Source organism: Paenarthrobacter sp. YAF11_1, from assembly GCF_052113445.1.
In the GTDB taxonomy this organism is placed as follows: Bacteria; Actinomycetota; Actinomycetes; order Actinomycetales; family Micrococcaceae; genus Arthrobacter.
Genome location: NZ_JBFRDF010000006.1, coordinates 136373 through 155977 on the forward strand (window position 1 = coordinate 136373; position 19605 = coordinate 155977).

17 protein-coding genes are annotated in these 19605 nt (G+C 57.9%); 4 read left to right on the forward strand and 13 right to left on the reverse strand.

Translation table 11 applies throughout. The features are described from left to right. Positions 1–7 precede the first annotated feature (7 nt). The 4 genes from AB4Y77_RS11695 to AB4Y77_RS11710 are packed head-to-tail and all read right to left on the reverse strand — an operon-like array spanning position 8 to position 4690. On the reverse strand, positions 8–1468 hold the full coding sequence (locus AB4Y77_RS11695; RefSeq protein WP_442014077.1) for an ATP-binding protein: 1461 nt from the start codon (positions 1466–1468) through the stop codon (positions 8–10). After that, complete coding sequence (locus AB4Y77_RS11700; protein ID WP_442014078.1) at positions 1465–2955, reverse strand: SCO6880 family protein; 1491 nt, start codon at positions 2953–2955, stop codon at positions 1465–1467. Before AB4Y77_RS11700 ends, AB4Y77_RS11695 begins: the two co-directional genes overlap by 4 nt. Next, the gene (locus AB4Y77_RS11705) at positions 2948–4363 is read right to left on the reverse strand and encodes a type IV secretion system protein (RefSeq protein WP_442014079.1); all 1416 of its coding nucleotides are present in this window, start codon (positions 4361–4363) and stop codon (positions 2948–2950) included. Before AB4Y77_RS11705 ends, AB4Y77_RS11700 begins: the two co-directional genes overlap by 8 nt. A 12-nt stretch (positions 4364–4375) precedes the next feature. Continuing rightward, positions 4376–4690 carry a hypothetical protein gene (locus AB4Y77_RS11710; RefSeq protein ID WP_091551245.1) on the reverse strand — a complete coding sequence of 105 codons (315 nt, stop codon included), beginning with the start codon at positions 4688–4690 and terminating at the stop codon, positions 4376–4378. 205 nt (positions 4691–4895) lie between these two features. On the opposite strand from AB4Y77_RS11710, the gene AB4Y77_RS11715 reads away from it, so the two are divergent. Beyond that, positions 4896–7709 (forward strand): NACHT domain-containing protein, encoded by a 2814-nt coding sequence (locus AB4Y77_RS11715; RefSeq protein ID WP_442014080.1) that lies wholly within the window; start codon positions 4896–4898, stop codon positions 7707–7709. 4 nt (positions 7710–7713) lie between these two features. On the opposite strand, the gene AB4Y77_RS11720 is transcribed toward AB4Y77_RS11715, so the two are convergent. Together AB4Y77_RS11720 and AB4Y77_RS11725 are read right to left on the reverse strand one after the other, a co-directional pair. Then, entirely contained in the window at positions 7714–8826 is a 1113-nt protein-coding gene (locus tag AB4Y77_RS11720) for a C40 family peptidase (RefSeq protein WP_442014081.1), read from the reverse strand. A 763-nt stretch (positions 8827–9589) separates the two neighbouring features. Continuing rightward, positions 9590–10489 (reverse strand): hypothetical protein, encoded by a 900-nt coding sequence (locus AB4Y77_RS11725; RefSeq protein ID WP_442014082.1) that lies wholly within the window; start codon positions 10487–10489, stop codon positions 9590–9592. Between the two features lie 182 nt (positions 10490–10671). On the opposite strand from AB4Y77_RS11725, the gene AB4Y77_RS11730 reads away from it, so the two are divergent. Then, positions 10672–10995 (forward strand): ArsR/SmtB family transcription factor, encoded by a 324-nt coding sequence (locus tag AB4Y77_RS11730; protein ID WP_442014083.1) that lies wholly within the window; start codon positions 10672–10674, stop codon positions 10993–10995. Here the strand turns inward: AB4Y77_RS11730 and AB4Y77_RS11735 are convergent. After that, complete coding sequence (locus tag AB4Y77_RS11735) at positions 10949–11455, reverse strand: hypothetical protein (RefSeq protein WP_442014084.1); 507 nt, start codon at positions 11453–11455, stop codon at positions 10949–10951. The genes AB4Y77_RS11730 and AB4Y77_RS11735 overlap by 47 nt on opposite strands. 193 nt (positions 11456–11648) lie before the next feature. On the opposite strand from AB4Y77_RS11735, the gene AB4Y77_RS11740 reads away from it, so the two are divergent. Continuing rightward, positions 11649–11915, forward strand: a complete 267-nt coding sequence (locus tag AB4Y77_RS11740) for an ArsR family transcriptional regulator (protein ID WP_442014147.1) — start codon at positions 11649–11651, stop codon at positions 11913–11915. Here the strand turns inward: AB4Y77_RS11740 and AB4Y77_RS11745 are convergent. From AB4Y77_RS11745 to AB4Y77_RS11765, 5 genes are all read right to left on the reverse strand, one after another. Continuing rightward, entirely contained in the window at positions 11884–12780 is an 897-nt protein-coding gene (locus AB4Y77_RS11745) for an alpha/beta hydrolase family protein (RefSeq protein WP_442014085.1), read from the reverse strand. The genes AB4Y77_RS11740 and AB4Y77_RS11745 overlap by 32 nt on opposite strands. A gap of 304 nt (positions 12781–13084) precedes the next feature. Then, complete coding sequence (locus AB4Y77_RS11750; protein ID WP_442014086.1) at positions 13085–13366, reverse strand: hypothetical protein; 282 nt, start codon at positions 13364–13366, stop codon at positions 13085–13087. A 160-nt stretch (positions 13367–13526) separates the two neighbouring features. Then, the gene (locus AB4Y77_RS11755; protein ID WP_442014087.1) at positions 13527–14549 is read right to left on the reverse strand and encodes an MAB_1171c family putative transporter; all 1023 of its coding nucleotides are present in this window, start codon (positions 14547–14549) and stop codon (positions 13527–13529) included. Next, complete coding sequence (locus tag AB4Y77_RS11760) at positions 14546–15037, reverse strand: hypothetical protein (RefSeq protein ID WP_442014088.1); 492 nt, start codon at positions 15035–15037, stop codon at positions 14546–14548. Before AB4Y77_RS11760 ends, AB4Y77_RS11755 begins: the two co-directional genes overlap by 4 nt. Positions 15038–15211: 174 nt before the next feature. After that, entirely contained in the window at positions 15212–16360 is a 1149-nt protein-coding gene (locus tag AB4Y77_RS11765) for a hypothetical protein (RefSeq protein WP_442014089.1), read from the reverse strand. A 667-nt stretch (positions 16361–17027) separates the two neighbouring features. Here AB4Y77_RS11765 and AB4Y77_RS11770 point away from each other — a divergent pair. Then, positions 17028–17831, forward strand: coding sequence for a hypothetical protein (locus AB4Y77_RS11770; protein WP_442014090.1), 804 nt, complete (start codon positions 17028–17030; stop codon positions 17829–17831). Positions 17832–18439: 608 nt separating this feature from the next. Here AB4Y77_RS11770 and AB4Y77_RS11775 read toward each other — a convergent pair. Next, positions 18440–19570 (reverse strand): tyrosine-type recombinase/integrase, encoded by a 1131-nt coding sequence (locus AB4Y77_RS11775; protein WP_442014091.1) that lies wholly within the window; start codon positions 19568–19570, stop codon positions 18440–18442. Between the last annotated feature and the right edge of the window lie 35 nt (positions 19571–19605).

Genomic DNA, 19605 nt, shown 5'->3' on the forward strand with positions numbered 1-19605 from the left:
CTCGCCCTCACAGGTGCATCCGGTCATCGGTGCCAAACACGTCCAGCTCGTCCGTGGTCACTCTGTTGGCAACGATGAATGAACGGTTCCCAACCTTCCAAAGCCCTACGCCCTTCGGAAGGTTCTCGACGTGCTCGCACTCAGCTTCGGTGAGACCCAGGGCTTCCTTGGTCAGGCGCATGGCGTCATGCTTCTGGCGATAGATGATGCGCGTGTCCGCTTCTGTCAGCAGCCCCAGGGCTTTCTGACGGTGGCCGCTTGTGCTGTCGCCGATCTCATTGAGGTCAGCCACCTTGTGCATGATGAGGAGGTTCGCGATCCCGTAGGTGCGAGCAAGCCGCCATTGCTCGCTCATCTTGGCCAACATGTAGGGATCGGCGAGCATCCGCCAACCTTCGTCGTATACCACAAGCCGCTTGCCGCCGTCGGGGTTTGTCACTGCAGCTTCCAGCCACGTGGCGCTGCAGGCCGCGGCGAGAGATAACGCTTGCTCCGACGCCCCGATGAGGGCGGAAGTGTCCATGACCATCATTGGCGCGTCTGCATCGAAAGCCACCGTGGACGGTGCATCGAACATGCCTTCCAGGTCGCCTGAGACTGTGCGTCGCAGCGAGTGACTGACCGACGCTCCGCCATCTTTACCGACAAGGGCGAGCGTTTCCGCGGAAGGGCTCAAGAGGTGGTCCAGTACCATAGGGAGGGTCGGCGTCGAGTTCTCAGCGGTGGTTTCCATGAGGGCCATGTCGAGAGCGGTGTGCTCAACAGGATGCAAGGGCGTGCCCTGACGCATGAGGGACACCAAAGCCACGATCAGTTGCCGACGCCGCTGCCGGACGACAGCCTTCCACTGCGTGTCGGACAGTGAACTGGGCCGTGGACCAGCATCCAAAGGATTGACACGTGCCGTGCGCCCTGGGCCAACGGAAATGACCTTGCCGCCAACTGCCTTAGCCACTGACACCCACTCACCCTTGGGATCCGACGCAACTGCCGCTTTCCGTCCCAACGTGATGGAGCGAGCAACCAGCGACTTCCCACACATCGACTTGCCAGTGCCAACAGTGCCAATCACGACGATCGAAGGACCGCTGATGATTCCTTTGTCGTACAGGATCCACGGATCGTAGGAAAAGGCGCCCGAACCAAAGACGTCAGTTCCTATGTAGGTTCCCTCGTGGCCAAGTCCTGACTCCGTGATGAAGGGGTAGGCCGCCGCGAAGGTCATGGTCGAGGCACGGTGAGGTGCCGGCCGCAGTCTATGCGGTCCCCATAGTGACTGCGGTTCCCTGCTCCCCCAGTCGCCGGCAAGGCGCTCGCGGTCACCGCGCCGCTCCAAGGCTTCGTCAATCCGCTGGCCGAGTTGGCGCTTCTGTGGCAATGACTCAGCAGTTGTCGCCCTTCTGAGACTCTTGCGTTCGGCGCGAGTGCCCGACGGCGTATAGGTCACCTCTTGGTTCTTGAGGCTCATCGCAATCCCCTTCCCAACGGCAATCCACCCGCAATGAAGGCTGCCCACTGCTGCCCGGCAAGCAATCGAAGTTCCACGAATGCACCGGCTGCTGCGGACTCAAGTTCGTGGCGGTGTCGGGCCAGGTCCTCCAAGGACGCTGCGGTAATCGTCACGAAGGCGGTAGGACGGACATCGCCATGTCCGGCAACGATCTCTTCTTCCCGCTGGGATACTTCTTCTTCCTCAGCCCGCTGCTCCCTCGTCGTGGGTCGGTCGAACCGGGCATTGATCCTACGACGGGTTTCATGAGCTTCCTGGGCCGATCGAATGTCCCTCAGCGCCTCCAGGGTGGGTACGGCGCGAATCACCTGCGTAACTGTGTGCCGGAAGTCGCCGACGTAAACCAGCGGGTGCAGGAATCCGGGATACACCTTTTGCCGCGGCCATTCTGCGACCCAGAAAGTCTGGTGGAATCCGGAATCCGTGCGGAGGTAAGTCCAGTGTTCCTCGAGGGCCATTGGACTCGAACTCAGTCGCCGTTGCTCGCTCGGCTGGGCATCCTGCGGCTCGCTGTCTTTCTTCACCGACCCTCGCGAGACCGTTTCAGGATCGAAGGAACCCCTGAACACTTCAAGTAGTCGGGACTCCGAAAGCCACTCGTCCACCCGCACCCCATGAGTTGCCAGGGATGTAGTGATTGCCTGTACCTCCAAGCGCAGAACACGCTCGAGCCCACCTACGCCGCCGCCGGCCTCTTTGATGCGCCTCCTCGACTTGGCCGTATCCACAACAACGGACAACAACACGTCGTGACTCATGGCGGATCCAGCCGCAGCTATCAGATCCTGGTAGGCCAGCTCACCCCACGAATTGCCGCCAGCGTGGCCGCCGTTTTGCATGATGGTGTGGTCATAGAAATCCTGAAGGGCCGACGAAGGATAGGGAACCGTGTAGTCCTGCACGGCGATTCTTGCTATGTCCGAGCGTTGGGCGAGTCCTGCTTGTACCCGTGACCATGCCTGAGCTGCCCACGCTTTGTCATCATCGTCGAGAAGAGCGAACGATCTGGTGGTGCAACGCAAGACGACCGTTACTTCCTTGCCCTGAGGGTCGACGATGAAGCACTCTCCACGGCTAGTCATCTGAAGTTTGAGGCTGCCAAGCCCACCTGGCAGCGCAAGTTTTCCCGCTTTCAATGCCTTCTCGGGCCGGGCGAGGTATCGGGTTTGGCCCACGATGAGTCGAACGAAGAACAGCGTGATGAGGCTGACCCAAATGGGGTAAGGGATTCGAGCGTGTTGCAGCACTCCCATGAGCATGAGCAGCAGCCAGATGGGACTCATCGTCGTCAGTCCGACAGGACCTCCCGTCGCGGAGGCAATAATCGCTGTCAGGATGCCGAGTGCCAGCAACACGAGTTGGTACCACTTCAGCCCCATGAATATGCCGCGGCGCTCGTATCGGGGAAATTTGACGGCCTCGAGGGCGCGCGTATCTTCAGTCATGGGGTTTCTCCGGAGGGAGGTGCCCATCAGAAGCCTTGGGCCTGATGGGCGGCAATTGCGATGTGGGCAGCGCGCTCCCGGAACTTCGCACTTCGGGCTGCCGAGGGGCCCTGGGGCGGTTTGACTTTGGCGGCCCGGCGGCCGGGTTCCGGCCAATCGGCGAAGGCGTCGCAGACGACGCTTGCTTAGTCTGCTCGGTAACGACTTCTCCACTCACCACGTCGTCCTGCCTTGCCGCGCCTCCGCGAGCAGATTTTGCCCCGTACGATGCCGAAGGGTTTTCACCTGAGGTGAGTATCGGCGTCGTACTCGTCAGGCTGCGCGGCAGAGGCAGTGAAGGTGCCAGAACACGCGTAGGGATGTCTCTGCGACTTGAGGGAATTGGTCGCGCTAGTGACGATCTGCCCAACATTGAGGCAATCGTCATGCCACCGAGTTGTCGACTGAACTGCCTGGAGACAACGCTGCTGCTGCGAGCAAGAACGTGGCCGCCACCAGCTGTTTGAGCCGCTGCCGCGAGTTCGCCGCCCGCAAAGCTCACCAGCCTCAGCGCCATCAGCGGCGCTCCGCAGGCAAGAACCATGCCGACAGTGCCGGCTGCCAAACCAGCAAAGGACGTCGTATCCGCAAACAGTTTGATCGCCGCTGCAAGAACTGTCGCCGCCAGCGGTTTCGCCAGCAAGAGCGCGACGACGACTTCGCACCACCGCCCGGCCCAGGCCTTTGACTTCTCCCAGGGCATCATCATGAGGGCGACCGGCGCGACAGCCGCGAGAACGGCGAGGGCGAACGTCCTGAAGATCATCGAGCACATGAGGATGAACGCCAGAATCCAAACGACGATGACTGCCATTACAGTCACTATCGCGCCGCCGACGGCTCCGCCTTGATTGCCCGGCGCCAGGGAGATGACATTCCATTCGCGTTCGGAGCCTTGGGGAGCTCGTTCGAAGCCGAAGAGCCGCATGAACACGACATACGGATCTGTCCCGATCGACTCCAAGAGAGCGGTCGAAGCGGAGTCGGTCACTCGGGTGAGCTGCTGGATAAGGTAGACCGCCGCTGCAACCAAAGGAACCGCTGCGGCTCCCCCGACCAGAGCCCTGATCAGCCGGCGAGGTTGCTGGCTGATCAGTCCGGAGAGGAGTTGAATGATCATCACAACCACCAGCGGAGTCATCATCACAATGACCCACCAGTTAGTCAGTCCACCAATAGCCGCCCACTGCGAATCGTCGACTTCGGAAACACTGAAGGCCCCCGTGATGAACCCCCACATCCACGATGCGATGTTCTGAAGGACGTTGGCGAAGATTGAAGTGATGGAACCTTGGACGCCGTCGTTGGCTTGGGAAACCAGTCCGCAGCCCGGCGGCCACCAACCATTGAGGTCACACTCGATAGGCATGATCGGGTGCGGCTAGAAGCCCAACGGAAAGGCCGTCTGGGACCAGAGTATGTATCCGTTGATGCCGCCGAGGATTGCCGCGACTGGGCCTGTCCACAGCAGGATCACCCCACCGCCGGAGGCCAAGCGCGACGATTGGCTCAGCTTGCCGGCCAACAGCATCGCGGCCCCGATAATCGCCACGATCGCAATCACGATGAAGGCGCCGACGAGGATGCCGCCGCCGATCTGCTTGAGGGATTCAAGAAAAGGAAAGTTCGCGTTTGGTGTGATCCCAGGATCCACCGCTGCCAGTACCATCTGGTGCTCCATCCAGTCGTCTTCCATTGGAATGAGCTGATTGGGCTCACGACTTCATGGATGGGGAGGCAGGGAACGACATGACCTCTTGCGCGATTCACAACTTCCGTGCTGCTGGCCTCCGCGGCACGGCGGGGAAAGAATCGAAGGCATATTTAGTTCAATGCAAAGACACTCAGGCCAAGACGACGTAATGATCCTGCAGAACGCCAGCGTCCATTAGAGTCCAAGCATGGATCCATTCTCTATTAGCGCGGCTGCTGGAACGGCGGCCAAGACTGGCGGCGCCCTCATCGCCGGCGCGAAGAGTGTCTTGGAAGGTGGCCGCTTTGCCGCCCGAAAACTCCGACAATATGGCCGGTATGATCCGAAGTGGCTTAACCTCGGGCTTGAAAACGAAGCTCTGACGGCGTCGCAAGTTGCCGACGTTCACGCTTTCCTAACTTCACCAAGGCTTCAACCGGTCCTCCGCTTCATGGCACTGAGCATTCTCACGCCGACGTCGGAGGGGCACAATGACATCAAGGAAACGATGAAGGTGTCCTTCCGCACCGAAGCCGACCGGTGGCTCGAAACGTCAAGCGAGAAGTGGAAGGACTCTGTAGATGCGATATGGCTGCGCCTAATCGACATTTATGAAACCTTCGTACGACCGATCGATCCTAAATCGGAACTGTTCGCCGAGGCCGAAAACTATACTCGCTTCCTGAGTTCCCCTCTAGGCAATCCTGTTAATGACACCGGCTTGGCAACGACATACCTGAATCGCATGACTGAACTCGCCGGAGATCTGGATCTTCTGGCCAGCGCCGGAACATCTTCCATGCAACTTGCGCAGCTAATTAAGGCATCCGGATACGGGCCAATCATCAATCATATTGACGTCGCGAATACTCAATTTCAGGATTTGTACGTCAATCGAAGCTTCATCCAATCAAATGCCGAGCAGCGTGTAAATTCAGATAGTCTCGTTACTTCTGAAAATCCATTTCGAGTCGTATTAAAGGGAGCTCCTGGTGCTGGAAAGAGTACGTTTGTAAGCCATTTTGTTCAAACCTTGGCGGCAAGTACACCCGAACGACCTGGTGTTCCGACGATAGTCATTCGTTGTCGCGAGTATGCTGGGGCAAGTTGGACCTTGACTCTTACCGAATATGGGACTCAAAAGCTAAAGGCCCAGCTCGGCGCAGATTTTTTGACGGCTTCACTGACCGAGGCAATGTTGCTCACAGGGCAGCTAGCCGTAGTCTTCGACGGACTAGATGAAGTGATGGACAGATCCCAACGTGTCGAAATGGTTCAACGCATTCAGGCCTTTTCGGCCCAGTACCCGCCTACGTCCATACTTATCACCACGCGCGCCGTAGGATACGAGCGGGCACCCGTCGACCCCCGACTCTTCGTTCATCTTGAACTGCAGGAATTCTCACCCGCGCAGGTTGCAGAGTACGCCAACCGATGGTTTGCTACGGCTGGCCGACCCGAACTTAGCCAAAGTTTCCTGTTTGAGTCCGAGACTGTTTCCGATCTTCGAATAAATCCGCTACTCCTTTCACTCTTATGCACCCTCTACAGAAGTAGCGGCGAAATTCCAACCAATCGGCGCGAGATCTATGAAGAATGCGCTCAACTGCTATTCAAACGCTGGGATGCGCATCGACAAGTTCATGTTCCGCATTCCATGCCCAGCTTCGCGAATGAGCTAATGCGAGAGATAGCACGCTGGTTTTACACCAACACGTCTGCGCAGGCCGGTGTCGAAGAAAGACAAATTGCCAAGGCCATCTCGGTATACATGGTCGATGAAATTGGAATGTCCTTGGATGAATCCCGCGAACAGTCTAAGCAGTTTCTGAACTTTTGTGCGACGCGGGCATGGTTACTAGGGAGCCCTGGAACTAACACAACAGGCCAACGTATATACTCATTTGTTCATCGAACCTTTTTCGAATTCTTTGCAAGCGAAGCTTTTGCTAGGTCTGATGATGCGTCTCCGTCCAACATAGCAGACCGAATCCGTGAAGCATTCGAAAGAGACGCTACATCAGTTTTGCCTGAATTACTTATTCAGAGCTATCACTCCGTGAGGAAGAGAGGTGCAACCCACGTCTTCGAAGAATTATGCAAACCGCGGCCTTCACCTGCTCCAAGCCTACTTCTACTCCGTCTATTGGACGGCGCTGTCCTCGCCCGGTACGCACTAACGTCTGGATTCGCCCTTCTGCAGACTCGCTGGGAGGCCTCGGGTGAAATCCCCCGCGATGAATTCTTGGCTTTGCTATCGGTCAACACCGTCGCGCGCAATCTTTTTGTGAATGAGTTCTTGCTCACTGCCCCCGGCGGCGCCGCCCGAGGGCTGTTTATCGGATCCTGGGCAAGCTATCGACTGTCCGGGGGCCGCAGGTTTGAAAATACTTGGGCTTCAGCTGTACAACAGGCTCTTGACACTCACGGCGCTGAACTTGAGATGAGTGATGACGAGTGTGTAATCAACTGGCGGTTAACCACAGATCTCCCAGCCCAAAAATTGGAGGATCCGTGGTCATACATTCGAACAGTCGGCGCCTTCGGCCCTGCGGATGGTTTTGTCTGGTGGGCTATAAAGACAATGAATTCAACTAATCTTACGGAAGCACAACTGTCTGCTGTCAACGCTGTCCATGAACTCATTGCCCAGGGCCGCCAAATTCCCAATCATTTGATCGAGCTGTGGGACCGTAACGAGCATTTCACTCTATCGCCTCTTCTGAGATGGTCCGAGGGAAGCGAAGAGGCGATAGTCAAGCTTCGTGAGATCTTGGTCGTTATTCTCTTTGCGCTCCACGAGGAACATGTTGAGAAAGGACAGCTTGAAGCAGCGGCAGATAGCTGGCCAGGACGTATCAGCCAAGTGGCAGCGTACCGAGATTGGCGCATTGGCGTCGGAAAGGAGCTTTCACCCGCAAGGCAGGCGCAAGCCAGAGCGACACTGCGGGTGCTTCCAACCAGGTTGCTGGCTTGGGTCAAAGGTGAGGGTTACTTACTAGAAGATTCGAGCTACGAATAGACGATTATTCATGTCCCAACAAGACAAAGTAGGCAGTCCCGGGGTTCCAGTCGATCGGATGTAGCAACGTCCCAGCGGACGGGTTGAGCGCGCTATACATCATGCCGTCGCCAGCGTAGATCCCAACGTGGCCCCAGTTGTAGGGACCTTGTGGGTTCTGAACGACAAGGTCTCCGATCTGCGGGGTATCCGTCATTCGCCCGACCCGCCACTGTTCCACTCGCGGAAGTTCGATTCCAACCTGCCGATATATCCACTGCACGAATCCAGAGCAATCCCACGCCTTGTACGCCGTCCCACCCCAGACGTAAGCACCGCCCAAGCCCGCCTGCGTGAAACGCAAAATATCCTGCCTGACTTGGGACAAGCCCTCTACAGCGATCGGCTCTGGCCGCCCGCTCTCCCCTGCACTGCACTTCGGGACAGTTGTGACGCCCTCGAGCAAGTCAACAATGGCTATCGCCTGTGGTTCCCACCGAGCATAGAGCTCTGGAAACGCTGAAACTTGGACTGCTTGGGCTGCTTGCCCTTTGCTCATGGCAGACCAGCCTGGCACATCCAGCAAACCTCGAGGACTACCCTGATTCGGTCCAGACGGCCCTCCATAGAATGCCCGTGCGTTGTAAGAAATGTCCATCAGCTCTGCAACGGTTCCCCACCCTGCCGCTGGCCGCTGCTGCGCCGAACCTACTGAGTCGTGGTCGCTCCCAAGCCCATCATGAGGAAACTGAAATGACGCGGGGACATTCGCGTTGGCGAGAATCCGGAGGGTCGACTCTTGGAGAGACATCATTATGGCGATCACCACCGCCTCCCGAGGAACGCCAAGTTGCTTCCCGACGGAAATGTACCCCTGCGCCACGGCAATCTGCCCTGCCGAGAGTCCAACGGCGTGACCATTCGGCCGACTTCCACTGTTCTCGAGGACGCTTTGTGTGACAGCTCCGCTGCTCGACACACACCCAACAGGCGATTCCGGCTTGTCGCCCGCCAAGGCTAAAGCGACGGCACTGACGACAACACCCAGGGAAAGCACGATGACGAGAACGACGGCGGTTGCAGCCCGTACGAGCGCCCGGCGCCTGACTAGGGCCATCGCCAAAGCCGGATGCGGCATCAGTAGACGATCCGGCTAGTCGAGGCATAGAAGCCGACCATTTGGCATCGATCAGGCGGGGCGGTCGCTGCCGGCGGGCAATTAGCCATCACACTGACCGGGGCTGTGTATGAATTGCTGCTACTGACTGTCTGGTCAACGACCTTGAGCTGAACCGTGCAGACGTGAAGCCCCGCCCAGGGAGCCGGGCGTTCGCGAACTTTTACGAGTTCGTTGTCGCATGCCATGGATTCGAACGATGCCACCCTGTAGGCACCTTGGCCCGCAAGCGAAGCGAACGACCCTGCGTTTATGCCCGTCGCCTCAAACTCCTGAACCAGGACGGCCAATGGATTCGATCCGTCAGGAAGGACGAACCACCAACCCCGAATTCGAGCGTAAACATCCGAATAGGACGAACTTCGGGTGTCCCAGCTATAAATTGACACGGCGGCCGCGGAAGCCAGCGCCCGAAAATCGGCCGTGACCGGCGGACCGGACGCAGGCACCTTAGAGAGTGGAGCTGACCTCGTTGGTTTCGCCGTAGTAGTCGGGGAAATGCTCGGCAATGCCCGCGGCGTCGAAGATTCTGCCGATGGGCCACCTGTCCCTTTCGTAGACGGGGACTCCCGCGGTGCGACCAGAACGAGAATGAAGGCGCCTAGGATGGCTGCCAGTGCTAGGCCAAACACCCACCGACGAGTTGTTCGCCCATGCCAAACGGATTCCACCATGTTTGCCTCCTAGCCTGTTCATGGCTCAGCTCGCTAATGAGCAACATGACTCAAACAGCGGAAGTCATGGAACTGCGAATGACTCTCCATGCCGTTTGATACAGGCGACGGGCCGTGCCGATTTGCACGGCCACATATCGATCAGTGACTTTGAACTCCTCGGCAACCGCGGCTATGGCAACCTGCCTTTCGGCGCCGTGATGTTCCGGGAGCACGATTGCTTCGGCCACTCCCCTCAGCAGCGGACTCGGCAGACAACCAACGGCGTGCCGACACAGACCGGGCATGTCATGCACAGCCTCAGGATCTACTTCCAACGCTTGAGTTATTGTCTTTGCAGTCTGCCGAACCGCGGTGACTGCATTCCAACGGCGACGGTCTTGCGGTGACGGAGGGGCGTATCGTCGCGGCTCGGTAAGGCTGCCCACTGCGAGGCGCCATACCGGAGCTGACACAGCGGCCCGAGTCAGCCCAAGAACCATGTGCGCCCACTCTTGATCGATGATCTCCTCAGCATCGCGATAACCACGGGACACGACCAGCACCGTTAGCTGCTGGAGATTGTCCGAGCTCTCACCGTTGCCCGGATCTAAAAGCAGCGGCAACGTCTTGTGGCCGAGTTCCCTGCGGACGTGCGCGGCGCAGACATTCCCGGTGACACCTTGCACCCAGGCTTCGAACGGAACTCCTGGGATCTGCCGGTAGTTTCCGCGTGCCACCCCGTCCCAGACAGCCGTCCTAATGTCTTGCATGACATCGTCCACATCGCACGAGCGGCCGATCCGAGCCAGGTGTGAGATGACGTAGCGACGCACGCCTTCGACCGCTCCCATCATTTGGTCGACGGAGACTCGCAGGGCCGGTGTCACCGGACTCAGCAGCGAAACGTCCACCGCGGATGAGTTTGAGTTTTCTATTTCAGCGTTGCCCGCCAGGTGTTCCAGGCTCATGGCTCTCACCGCTTCGACTAACGGATTCGAATATCTCCAGGGTCACCAGATGTGGCGACTCGACGTGGCAGTAACGACACCGACCACAACACAATCTTCTCAAAACTATTGTCAAAGGTAATTAAAGTATCGTCAAGACCCAAGTTCTTACTTTTTGCATGTTGTTCAGCAAGAATGGAGCCATGCCACGGATCACGCACCCTCACGACGACGCCTGGTCGCCTGACGTTGAAGACGCCGTGGCGACGTTCGGGAACCGCTCACGGAATGAAATTCTGAGGTTCCTGACGGCAAGTGGTCCTGCGTCCAGAGGGGACATCGTCGCAGCCGTCAGCGCCAGCGAGCCCAGCGTAGCCAAACACCTCATCGCACTAGAACAGGTCGGCGCCATTGAGGTCGATGTGGAGGCTGGGCGGCGTCACGGCCGCTCTCCCCGCTACTCGGCCAATCCTGCCCGCATCAAGGAGTTGCTGGACGCCCATCTCCGGTATGTTTTGGAGGAGTAGCCGCGGCACGCTCCCCGTTCGGGTGCAAGTCGATGTCTTTGTTCAGATACTCGGAGATTGCGCGAAGTGTCTCCGGCGAGACGTCCCCGAGCGTCCTAGCAGCGAATGACTTCACCCGGGCTGCCCTTAGAGACTTCACAAACTCCAACTGCGAGTCGATACGTTCGGGAACCTCGCCTTCGACGCCGTTCAGCAAATAGGAGGGATCGACGTCGAACATCTCGCAGATAGCGGCAAGCAGCTGCGGATCGCTGACCAGGCGGCCTGTTCCATCCTTCATGTAGAACCATCTTGCTCGAGAGATCTTGATTCCTCGAGACCGGAGTCCGGCCTCAATCTCCCTGAAAGTGACGGTCGAACCCCTCTCGGCTACAACGACGTCGAGCAGCAGGTTTAGCCGGCGGGCAAGGGTCGCCTGTGGTGACAACTCGCCGTTGCGGCTAGCGTCTTTTGCCGGCATGCTCCACTGCCTCGTTTCAATAGAAATACTGCTGCGTTGCCATCAGTATTCCGCGAGCGCAGTGACTAAACAATCAACCCCACCTTGAATCTAGTCCGCTGCCTACATGAGGCGTATCCTGATGCTGTAGACCCGTCTACAGCATCAGCCTCCACAATCATGAGCCGTGGTTTGAATGTCGACATCCATCTTGATGAACCGAACACGGAGCCAGATCCTTCGCTTTCTCATCAGAAGCGGGCCATCATCCCCCGGCATTTTGGCGTCGGGACTTCGAGCTTCTCGAGCAACGGTCCGGCGTCATCTGCTCGTCCTTGAGTCGGCTGGTTACGTTCAGGCTTTGGCCGACGAGCGTTACTCCGCTCACGCCTCACTCGTCGAGTGCCAGCTCGTCGACCTAGCGAACCAGTACTCAGTGCAAATAACTCCTACGACTGCGCCGCCGCTTGTTCAGGACTAGCGCCGGCCCGCGGGAGACCGTAGAACCACTCCTCGACCGATCGCTCCCACTTTTCGGGGTCGACATTCCACTCCAGAGAGTGGCCCTCAGCTTCAAACTGCACCAACCTGACTAGGTCCGGCCTCAGACTGGCAGCTTTCTTGGATGCTTCGAAGGGCGTTGTGGCGTCCTTCTGTCCATGGAGTATGAGGACCGGCTTGTTCAATTCAGGTGCTCGCGCCAGCCAATCCAGGGAATCGAGACATATCGGTTCAGCAAGGCCAGTTACCCACCGGAGGGCCCTGGATCGAAGAATGGTGAAGCCCAGGCGCACAAGTGGCCGAGGAAGTCCGGCCGCCTTGGCGTTCGCTGCCAGGGTCGTTCGCCAGTCGAAGACTGGCGCGTCGAGAACCATTCCGGCTACTCGCGAGGAATTCGGCGACAGAGCCGCTGCTTGAAGGGCGATGGAAGCTCCCAGTGACCACCCAAAAAGGACAATGCGTTCAGCGCCATTGGAAATGGCGTAGTTGATGCCGGCATCGACGTCGCGCCACTCGCCTTGGCCGAGGTTGTAGCGGCCATCGTACGACGGCGGTGCATCGCCGTCGTTACGGAACGAGACAACCAGCGACGTCAGTCCCAGACGCCTTGCGGCCGGTATGCCGCGAAGGGTGCCGGCTCTTTTACCGCCCATGCCATGGATGTGGACTGCCCATTCGCCGGATGGGTTGACGCCGGCTGGAGGATCGAATTTCCAAGCCGGGGCGACGCCATTCTCAACCGGAATCACAACGTCTTGGTACGGCAGGCCGAGTTGCTCCGGTTTCGAGTAAACGTACCCACTCCAGATACCTGCCGCGGCTTGTTTGAGGTTGCCAGAGTCCACTCGCTCAACCGTCCGGGTTACTGTCCTTCGGCCGGGGTGAGACTCGACGACCGGTCCTAGGCATGCGTGGCCAATCCCCTGCTCGTACCAAAAGCTATATCGTCCCGGCGCTCTCGTTTCTTCCGTAGCGGGAAGTTCGATTTTCAGAGATCCGTCTCCGTCAGTGCGCACGGCCCGAACGTCCAAATCCTCACGACGGCTGTTTTTTGGCACCACAACTTGACGAGCGAAGAAGGCTGCACCAGCGACGCCTGCAAGCAAAGCCCCGGATGCAGCGAGAACTCCAACGCTTATAGCCCTACGACTAGTTGCTCTCGGCATCTTCCACCTCCTGGGCCCTCTTGCGCTCGTCGATCACTTGGCGGAGCCTCACCAAGGTTTCCGGAGAAATCCCCTGTAACTGACGAGCAGCGAAGTTCCGCACACGTGATTCACGCAGGGTACGAAGAAGTTCCAGCTGGGCATCTACGAGCATTGGTATCTCCCCGGCATCGTCCAAGAGGTAATCCCGGTCCACTCCAAAGAATTCTGCAAGGTTACGAAGCAGCATGGGATCGGTCGCCAGCGAGCTATCCCCGCTGCGCATGTAGGCCCATCGAGAGCGGGAAAGTGGCGTTCCACGCTGACTCATGTGCCGATTAATCTCGGGGTAGGTCAATGCCTCCGATCCCCCGGCCTCGTAGAGGTCTAGCAAAAGGTTGAGCTTTCGAGCCAATCTGGTCTGAGGGGTTTCGGAGGAACTAGCATCACCCGTCATATCGCCCACTCCCCCTCCGTCGACGAACTGGGACTTTGCGCACGAAAGGTCCAGCCAGGTAGTTCTCAGCAGCGTTCATGACATTGAGGTCGTGAATGTCCAAGGAGCCGCCCAACCCGGGCTCGACTAAGAGTGCGTCCTGTACTTCAACAAGCATTCTATGGAGCCTTTGGGCGCGGTCCTGTTGGCTGCTCATTTCGGTGTCTCGCACGAGCCGAACGTCTTGCCGTTTCTTTGTTGTCTTTTCCCAGATTTTCGTAAGGCTGCCGACCAACTCGTCCTCGGTCACGGATTCCCTATGGCGGAGAACTCGTCGCGCCACGGGCGGGATGGCGAGACCTATGCATAGGAAAGTCATGGCAGCAACGACTGCCGCATCATAAAAAGGCGAGACTGAGCGCATGGCATCTAGGCGGCCTTGCAGGTGCAGAATGTCCATGACCAGCACCAGGATTACAAGGAGAACGGCAAAGACGCAGCCAACCCCGATGCAGGTAAATGCCGTGCGGAAGTAGGGCCTCAACATGTCTCCGCGGAAGCGGAAACACGTAACGCCGGTAACGCTAACCACGTAGCCGATGTATACGAACTGAATGGATGAGTAGAGGGCAGCAGACCACTGGTCACCGTAATCCACCATGAAACGAGTGGAACTGCCCTGGGTAACGATGGCACTGAAGCTGGCTGCAAGCCCCACGATCACGACGGCCAAGAGAATTATGCCCGCGTTGTCTCGTTTCACGACCGTATCGTCCGGATTAGCCGCCCGAATGATTGCTCTCGAGAGAAAGTAGATCCCAACGACCATCGAGACATTGGCCAAAAGGTCAACGAAATTACGACCGCCCGCGAGCGAATCGATGCCCTTGTAGACCGATTCGATGTTCAGCGTCAGTGCTACCGAAATCGTGATGGCCGCCGTCAGCACGCTGTGATCACGTCGTCGCCGCATTCCAGGCAGGAGGCAAACGACGAGTAACCAAATCAGTGCTGCGGCCACAATCTGGATCATTCGAAAACCCTCTCGAACGATCTCGGCTCTCTGGCGCTGTTCCTGATGGCTGCTGCGAAGAGATCCGCGAGCGATTCTGCGGCCGCTTCCAAGTCATCAGTGAAACTGCTCCGGGCAAGGACGCGTGAGACGAGCCCCGCGGGAAGATTCGGGAACAGGACTTCTATGTAGTCGGCCGGCACGACTAGTTCGTCGTGCCTCAAAACCATGTGCCCCAGCTCGTGAAGGACGAACTGCTGCCGGTGAAGCCCAGATGGGCTGATTGCATGCAAGATAATCTCGACAGCGTCGGTGGACAGCCACAAGCCGCAAACGGAACCACCATTCAGAGCTCCGATAGCTTCGATTTGTATGGGACGATGCCGGACATCCTCGACCACCTTGACCAGACGCTCCAGATTCAGGTGAGTCGGCAGCGCTAACGAAACGAAGGCACTCTCGGCGCGGTCCGCCGGCGACTGTCCTAAGGGGTATGTGTGGTTGTCCATGAGCATCCCCAGTGATGCGTTCCCTCGGTTCGTTGGTAGCTCAAAGGCGAATGGTGCTTGAAGCGTGCGAACCCTCCACTTCATTGAACCCCCGTCCTCTGGACATGTCCAGAGCGTCTTGGACTTGAAAGGGCTTGAATGACTGCTGATGTTGACCGAACGTTCCCGTGACTGCTATGGCAGGAGAACGTGACGCACTTCCTTCACTCGATCATCAGAGACGTCGCCTAGGAGATGCTTATGGAGCAAGGCGCCTGCGAGTACCCTGACCTTCGCCACTTCATTTGCGTCGACGGCTCGAATATTGCCGTGCAGCAACCCACTGCGCTCTCCGTACAGCCGCCCCAAGGGCTCTTTGACGTCATCTTCGTTGCAACCGAGCATTGCCGAGAAGGCGAGGCGAAGGGGGCGGATATTAGCGTTCTCTCCGAGCTCTAGGGCCTCTAACACAAGCCAATACGAAGCGAAACCGAGGCCAGGATCAGACTGACTCTCGGCTTCCCAGTACCATTGGGCCGCGACCCTGGCAGATGCGCGGCTCTGCTCTGTTAGCCCTAGCTGACGATCAACTACTGATCGTAGGGCGTCCACCAGCTGGTGCCCCGAGATCGTCCTCATTTTGGCCTGAGACTCGAGTGCAACGGTGCGGCCGCCAAGTCGTCGGTTCCAGTGCCAATCATCGAAAAGTTCGCCAACTTCTTCCGTCAGGATTGGGCCGAGCAGTCGATCTCCATATGACAAGTCCAACGTGGCAGTGAAGGGAGCGATTCCGGCTCGGCCTGCTGACATTGAGGCTTCATAGGTAGATGGAACGCCGTCGTTTAGGACGTAGAGCACCTCCACATAATTGCAGGCCGGGTATGTATCCTGTGCGGCCTCTATATGTACGTCCGTGTTGACAGTGAATTCGTACTGCATCCCGCGCCCACCATCATCAGGAGTAACTGAGCCCCACTCAGGCACGATGAAGTGACCCGATTGCCTCGAATCGAGTGTGCCATGAAAAATTGGCCGCCCGATGGTGACCTCACCGTTGGTGAATGTTACTAGCAGGTTGGGCATTTCTAGCCTCGCCTGAGGTACGACGATTGTCCGCAGCGTTTTATAAACGATCCGATATCCAGGGCGACCGCCCCCTGGAGGGTGTTCGTCGTCGGACATCTGCCACCCTTCAAACAGCATCGGTGAAGGCGTCTCCAACTGAGGTTCCCAGGCTTCACTGAATTCGTCCAAGCCGCGCACCATATGGGCTTCCACTGGTGTACCCACGCCTGTCTCGACATTGTGAATCGTCACGCGCGGGACATACGATTTCTCGATCATTCCTTGACGGTAACCCAAGCAGATCGAAGTCGGGCACGTTTACGTTCTGTCGACTCGACCCATCGCAACCTCGGTTTCCACGACAACGGTGCGGAAGCCAGTTTGGCGCTATTCTTTGGATCGCCGACTCAAGTCGTGCGCACAGCGTATTGCACAGGGCCCTGGCTCTTGTTTTGAACACGTCCAGGCTGCCGGCCATCGGTCTTCTCAACCGCAGATTGGGTTCAAGTTGCGTCGCGGCTTTTCTAGCAGGGCCTTCAAGGCCTAAGAGTGCAGACCCGAAGGTCCTACGCTCTGCCAAACTGTCCAAGGCCGTAGTGGAGACTCTTTCGCTCGCGTAATAGTGGGAAATTGTACGGGGGTCGTTTTGCGAGCTGTGAGATCGCTCGTCGGTCACGGGCAGAGGTGGGCCCCACGTCGATTTCGTTAACAAATCGTGGCTGACTCTTCGAATGTGGTTGCTGGATGTCTTCGTGTAGTCGAATATGCAGCGGTAAAGCGGTCGAAGAATGAAGCTCTCTACTACGAGTGGAAAGGGTGCTCTAACTGCAGACAGCACGTTGCGAGATAGTTGGTCTTCAACTTTTACCAGCAGATGCCGGCGTCGAGGCTTGGGCTTCTCCACAGCCTTCCACAAAATGCCAAGGATGGACGCTAGCATTAGAACATGAGTTCGAGTGAAGCCAAGGGAAAAGTAGACGTCATAAACATCAGTGCGGGACGCGGTGTGACTGATACCTGGCTCAAGATGCAGCAGTCATCGCTCAATACGGCACTCTTCCCAAACTACGACAAACTGATTCCTGACTTCAGCAAGCTAGTTCCGTCAGTGCTGACGGACTCCACGGCGGACAAGATGGCCGAACTCACCCGGAAGATCACGGCGGCAATGGCTCCAAAGTTTGTGGACCAGCACCGAGAGGCCATGCAGAAGATGCTCAGCCAGGCCACCGGCGCAGAACGCATCGCCAAGCAGATCAACGACAACCAAACGGCCATCTTCAAGATGATCGACCCGTCCTTGGGTGCAATCAGGATGATGCAGCACGAGGAGCGCTTCCAGAAATCAATGGCGGCGATGGCCTCTTCGTTCGCCAGCACTATTGATGCGTCGCAGTTTCAGGACATCCTCGCCAGCGCCTCCAAACTTCGCGAACAGCTGGCCGAGGAAGATCTCGAGGAGATCGATGATTTCTTCGAGAGCCACCCGGAGCTTGCAGGGGATATCGATGAGAGCCCCGCGCTTTACGTGCTCACCAAAACCGATCGCGCCCTCATCGTATGGTTTGTCCGCATAGTTGTGGCCCTTTACGTCGGCGCTGGGTTGCTGATTATAGGGACTGACAGCCCGGAGCTTAAGGCTGTGATTGACGCCTTCGGTTTAGATTTCGGTGGCGGCTTACCGGCAGGATGGGCAGCCGGCGAAATCGCTAAGAAGGCCTTGGACCAGCTGCCGCAAGAAGAACAGTGAGGACGACCAGTACGGTTCTCATGTCAGTGAAACTGAAGAAGTCGAGAAAAGAGTTCGTCTTTGGCAGCGGCCGGGCGAGTGGCTTCGAGTTTTGGTTCGACGTCGGCGGTAACGACGCTTCGGACGCATTCTCACGCTGATCGGTTTTGCGCCGCGGATACTGAGCGTTTTCCACTCGGTACTGATGCGAATCAGACAGATTTGTCATGAACTGTGGCTCCTATGATGGGAAAGTTCTACCGAAAACTCGAAGTCCGTCATGTCCTTTTGCCCCGGGATCCGCATGAACTGCGAGGACGAACGAACATGAGGGACAGACGTGAACTTGGAATTCTTTGAACCTGCCGAGGCCGCAGCGCTCATGCGCTGCAGTGAAGGATGGCTGCGTGACGGCGCGGCAGCGGGCCGGTTCCCGCATTCGTGTTGGGGCAAGGGAAAGATCGTTTTTACTTCTGAGCACATTGCAGAGATAGCAAGGCTCAGTGAAATCCTGCCAGCTTCCCATCCGTCAACCGCGGCACAGGTTGCCGCCCCAACAAGCACACGGCTAATCGGGAACCGAGCCCGTAGCCGGATGGCTTCCTAGGGACAGCCAGGAGCAACAAGCGTCACCGCATGAACGCGGACACCGAACGTTCCGTCGCATCCGCCCCTGCCTGCAGAGCCTCCGGCATCAGGTGCCCATAAACGCCCTCTGTCGTCCTGGTCGACGCATGCCCCAACCGACGAGAGATCGTAAAGATGGGGACACCATCCTGAATCAACCATGATGCGTGAGTATGTCGTAGATCGTGAATGCGCGGGTTCTTCCGCAGCCCGAACTCCTGGGCCGCCTTCACCGCCGGCACCCAATAATGATGCCAGTACAGCTTGTGCACGATCCTCTCCCCCTTCGGGGTCGTGAACAGCAGATCGCTGCTCGGCCGCCCAGCCACCAATGGAATCAAAAGGTCCACAAGGGCAGGGTTCAACCCGATGGTCCGCTTGCCAGCGCCGGTCTTCGTCGGGCCGATGTAGAACTGGTTCTGCCCGTCCCGCTTCCACGCCTTGTTGATCCGGGCGGTGGCTGGCTTGCCCAGCAAGTCGATGTCCGCGACGGTCAGCGCCGTCGCCTCCCCGAAACGCGTCCCGGTCATGACCAGGAAGTTGGTGAAGTCCCTGTACCGCTCCCCCATCCCGTCCATGATCAATCCGAACTCCGCATGGGTGAGGAACATCATTTCGTCCTCGGCCTTCTCGATGCTCGGCAACTGCACGCCGCGGCAGGGATTGCGCGTGATGTACCCCAGCATCTCTGCGGTATTCATCGACGCAGAGATCAGCCCGTGCACGTTCTTGATCGTCTTCGGTGAGCGCCCTTTGGCCATCATCGACTTCACCCAGTAGGCGATCATCCGATAGTCGAGCTTGTCGACGGGGACGTGGCCAATGACCTTTTTCACATGGAGATCAAGCATCGTCTGATACGTCTTGACGGTCCCGCTCGATGGCCGGATCAGGAGGTCGATGTGCTCCTGAATTACTTCGCCAACCGTGGGTATGTTCGCCCGGTGGTCCAGAAGTGCCTGCTGGGCGATTTCAAAGGATTGACCGTTCGCATCGAGCAACCGCTTGAGCGTTTCAGCCTCATGCGCGGAGTCGACAGTGATGCCCTGCTGCTTCCGGATCTTGGGGTCGCGCCAGACCACCATGAAGGACGAAGAGCCGTCCTTTTTGACGCGTTTCCGGATACTAGCCACATAAAAATGTTAGTTCCGTGTCAACAGATTTGGGG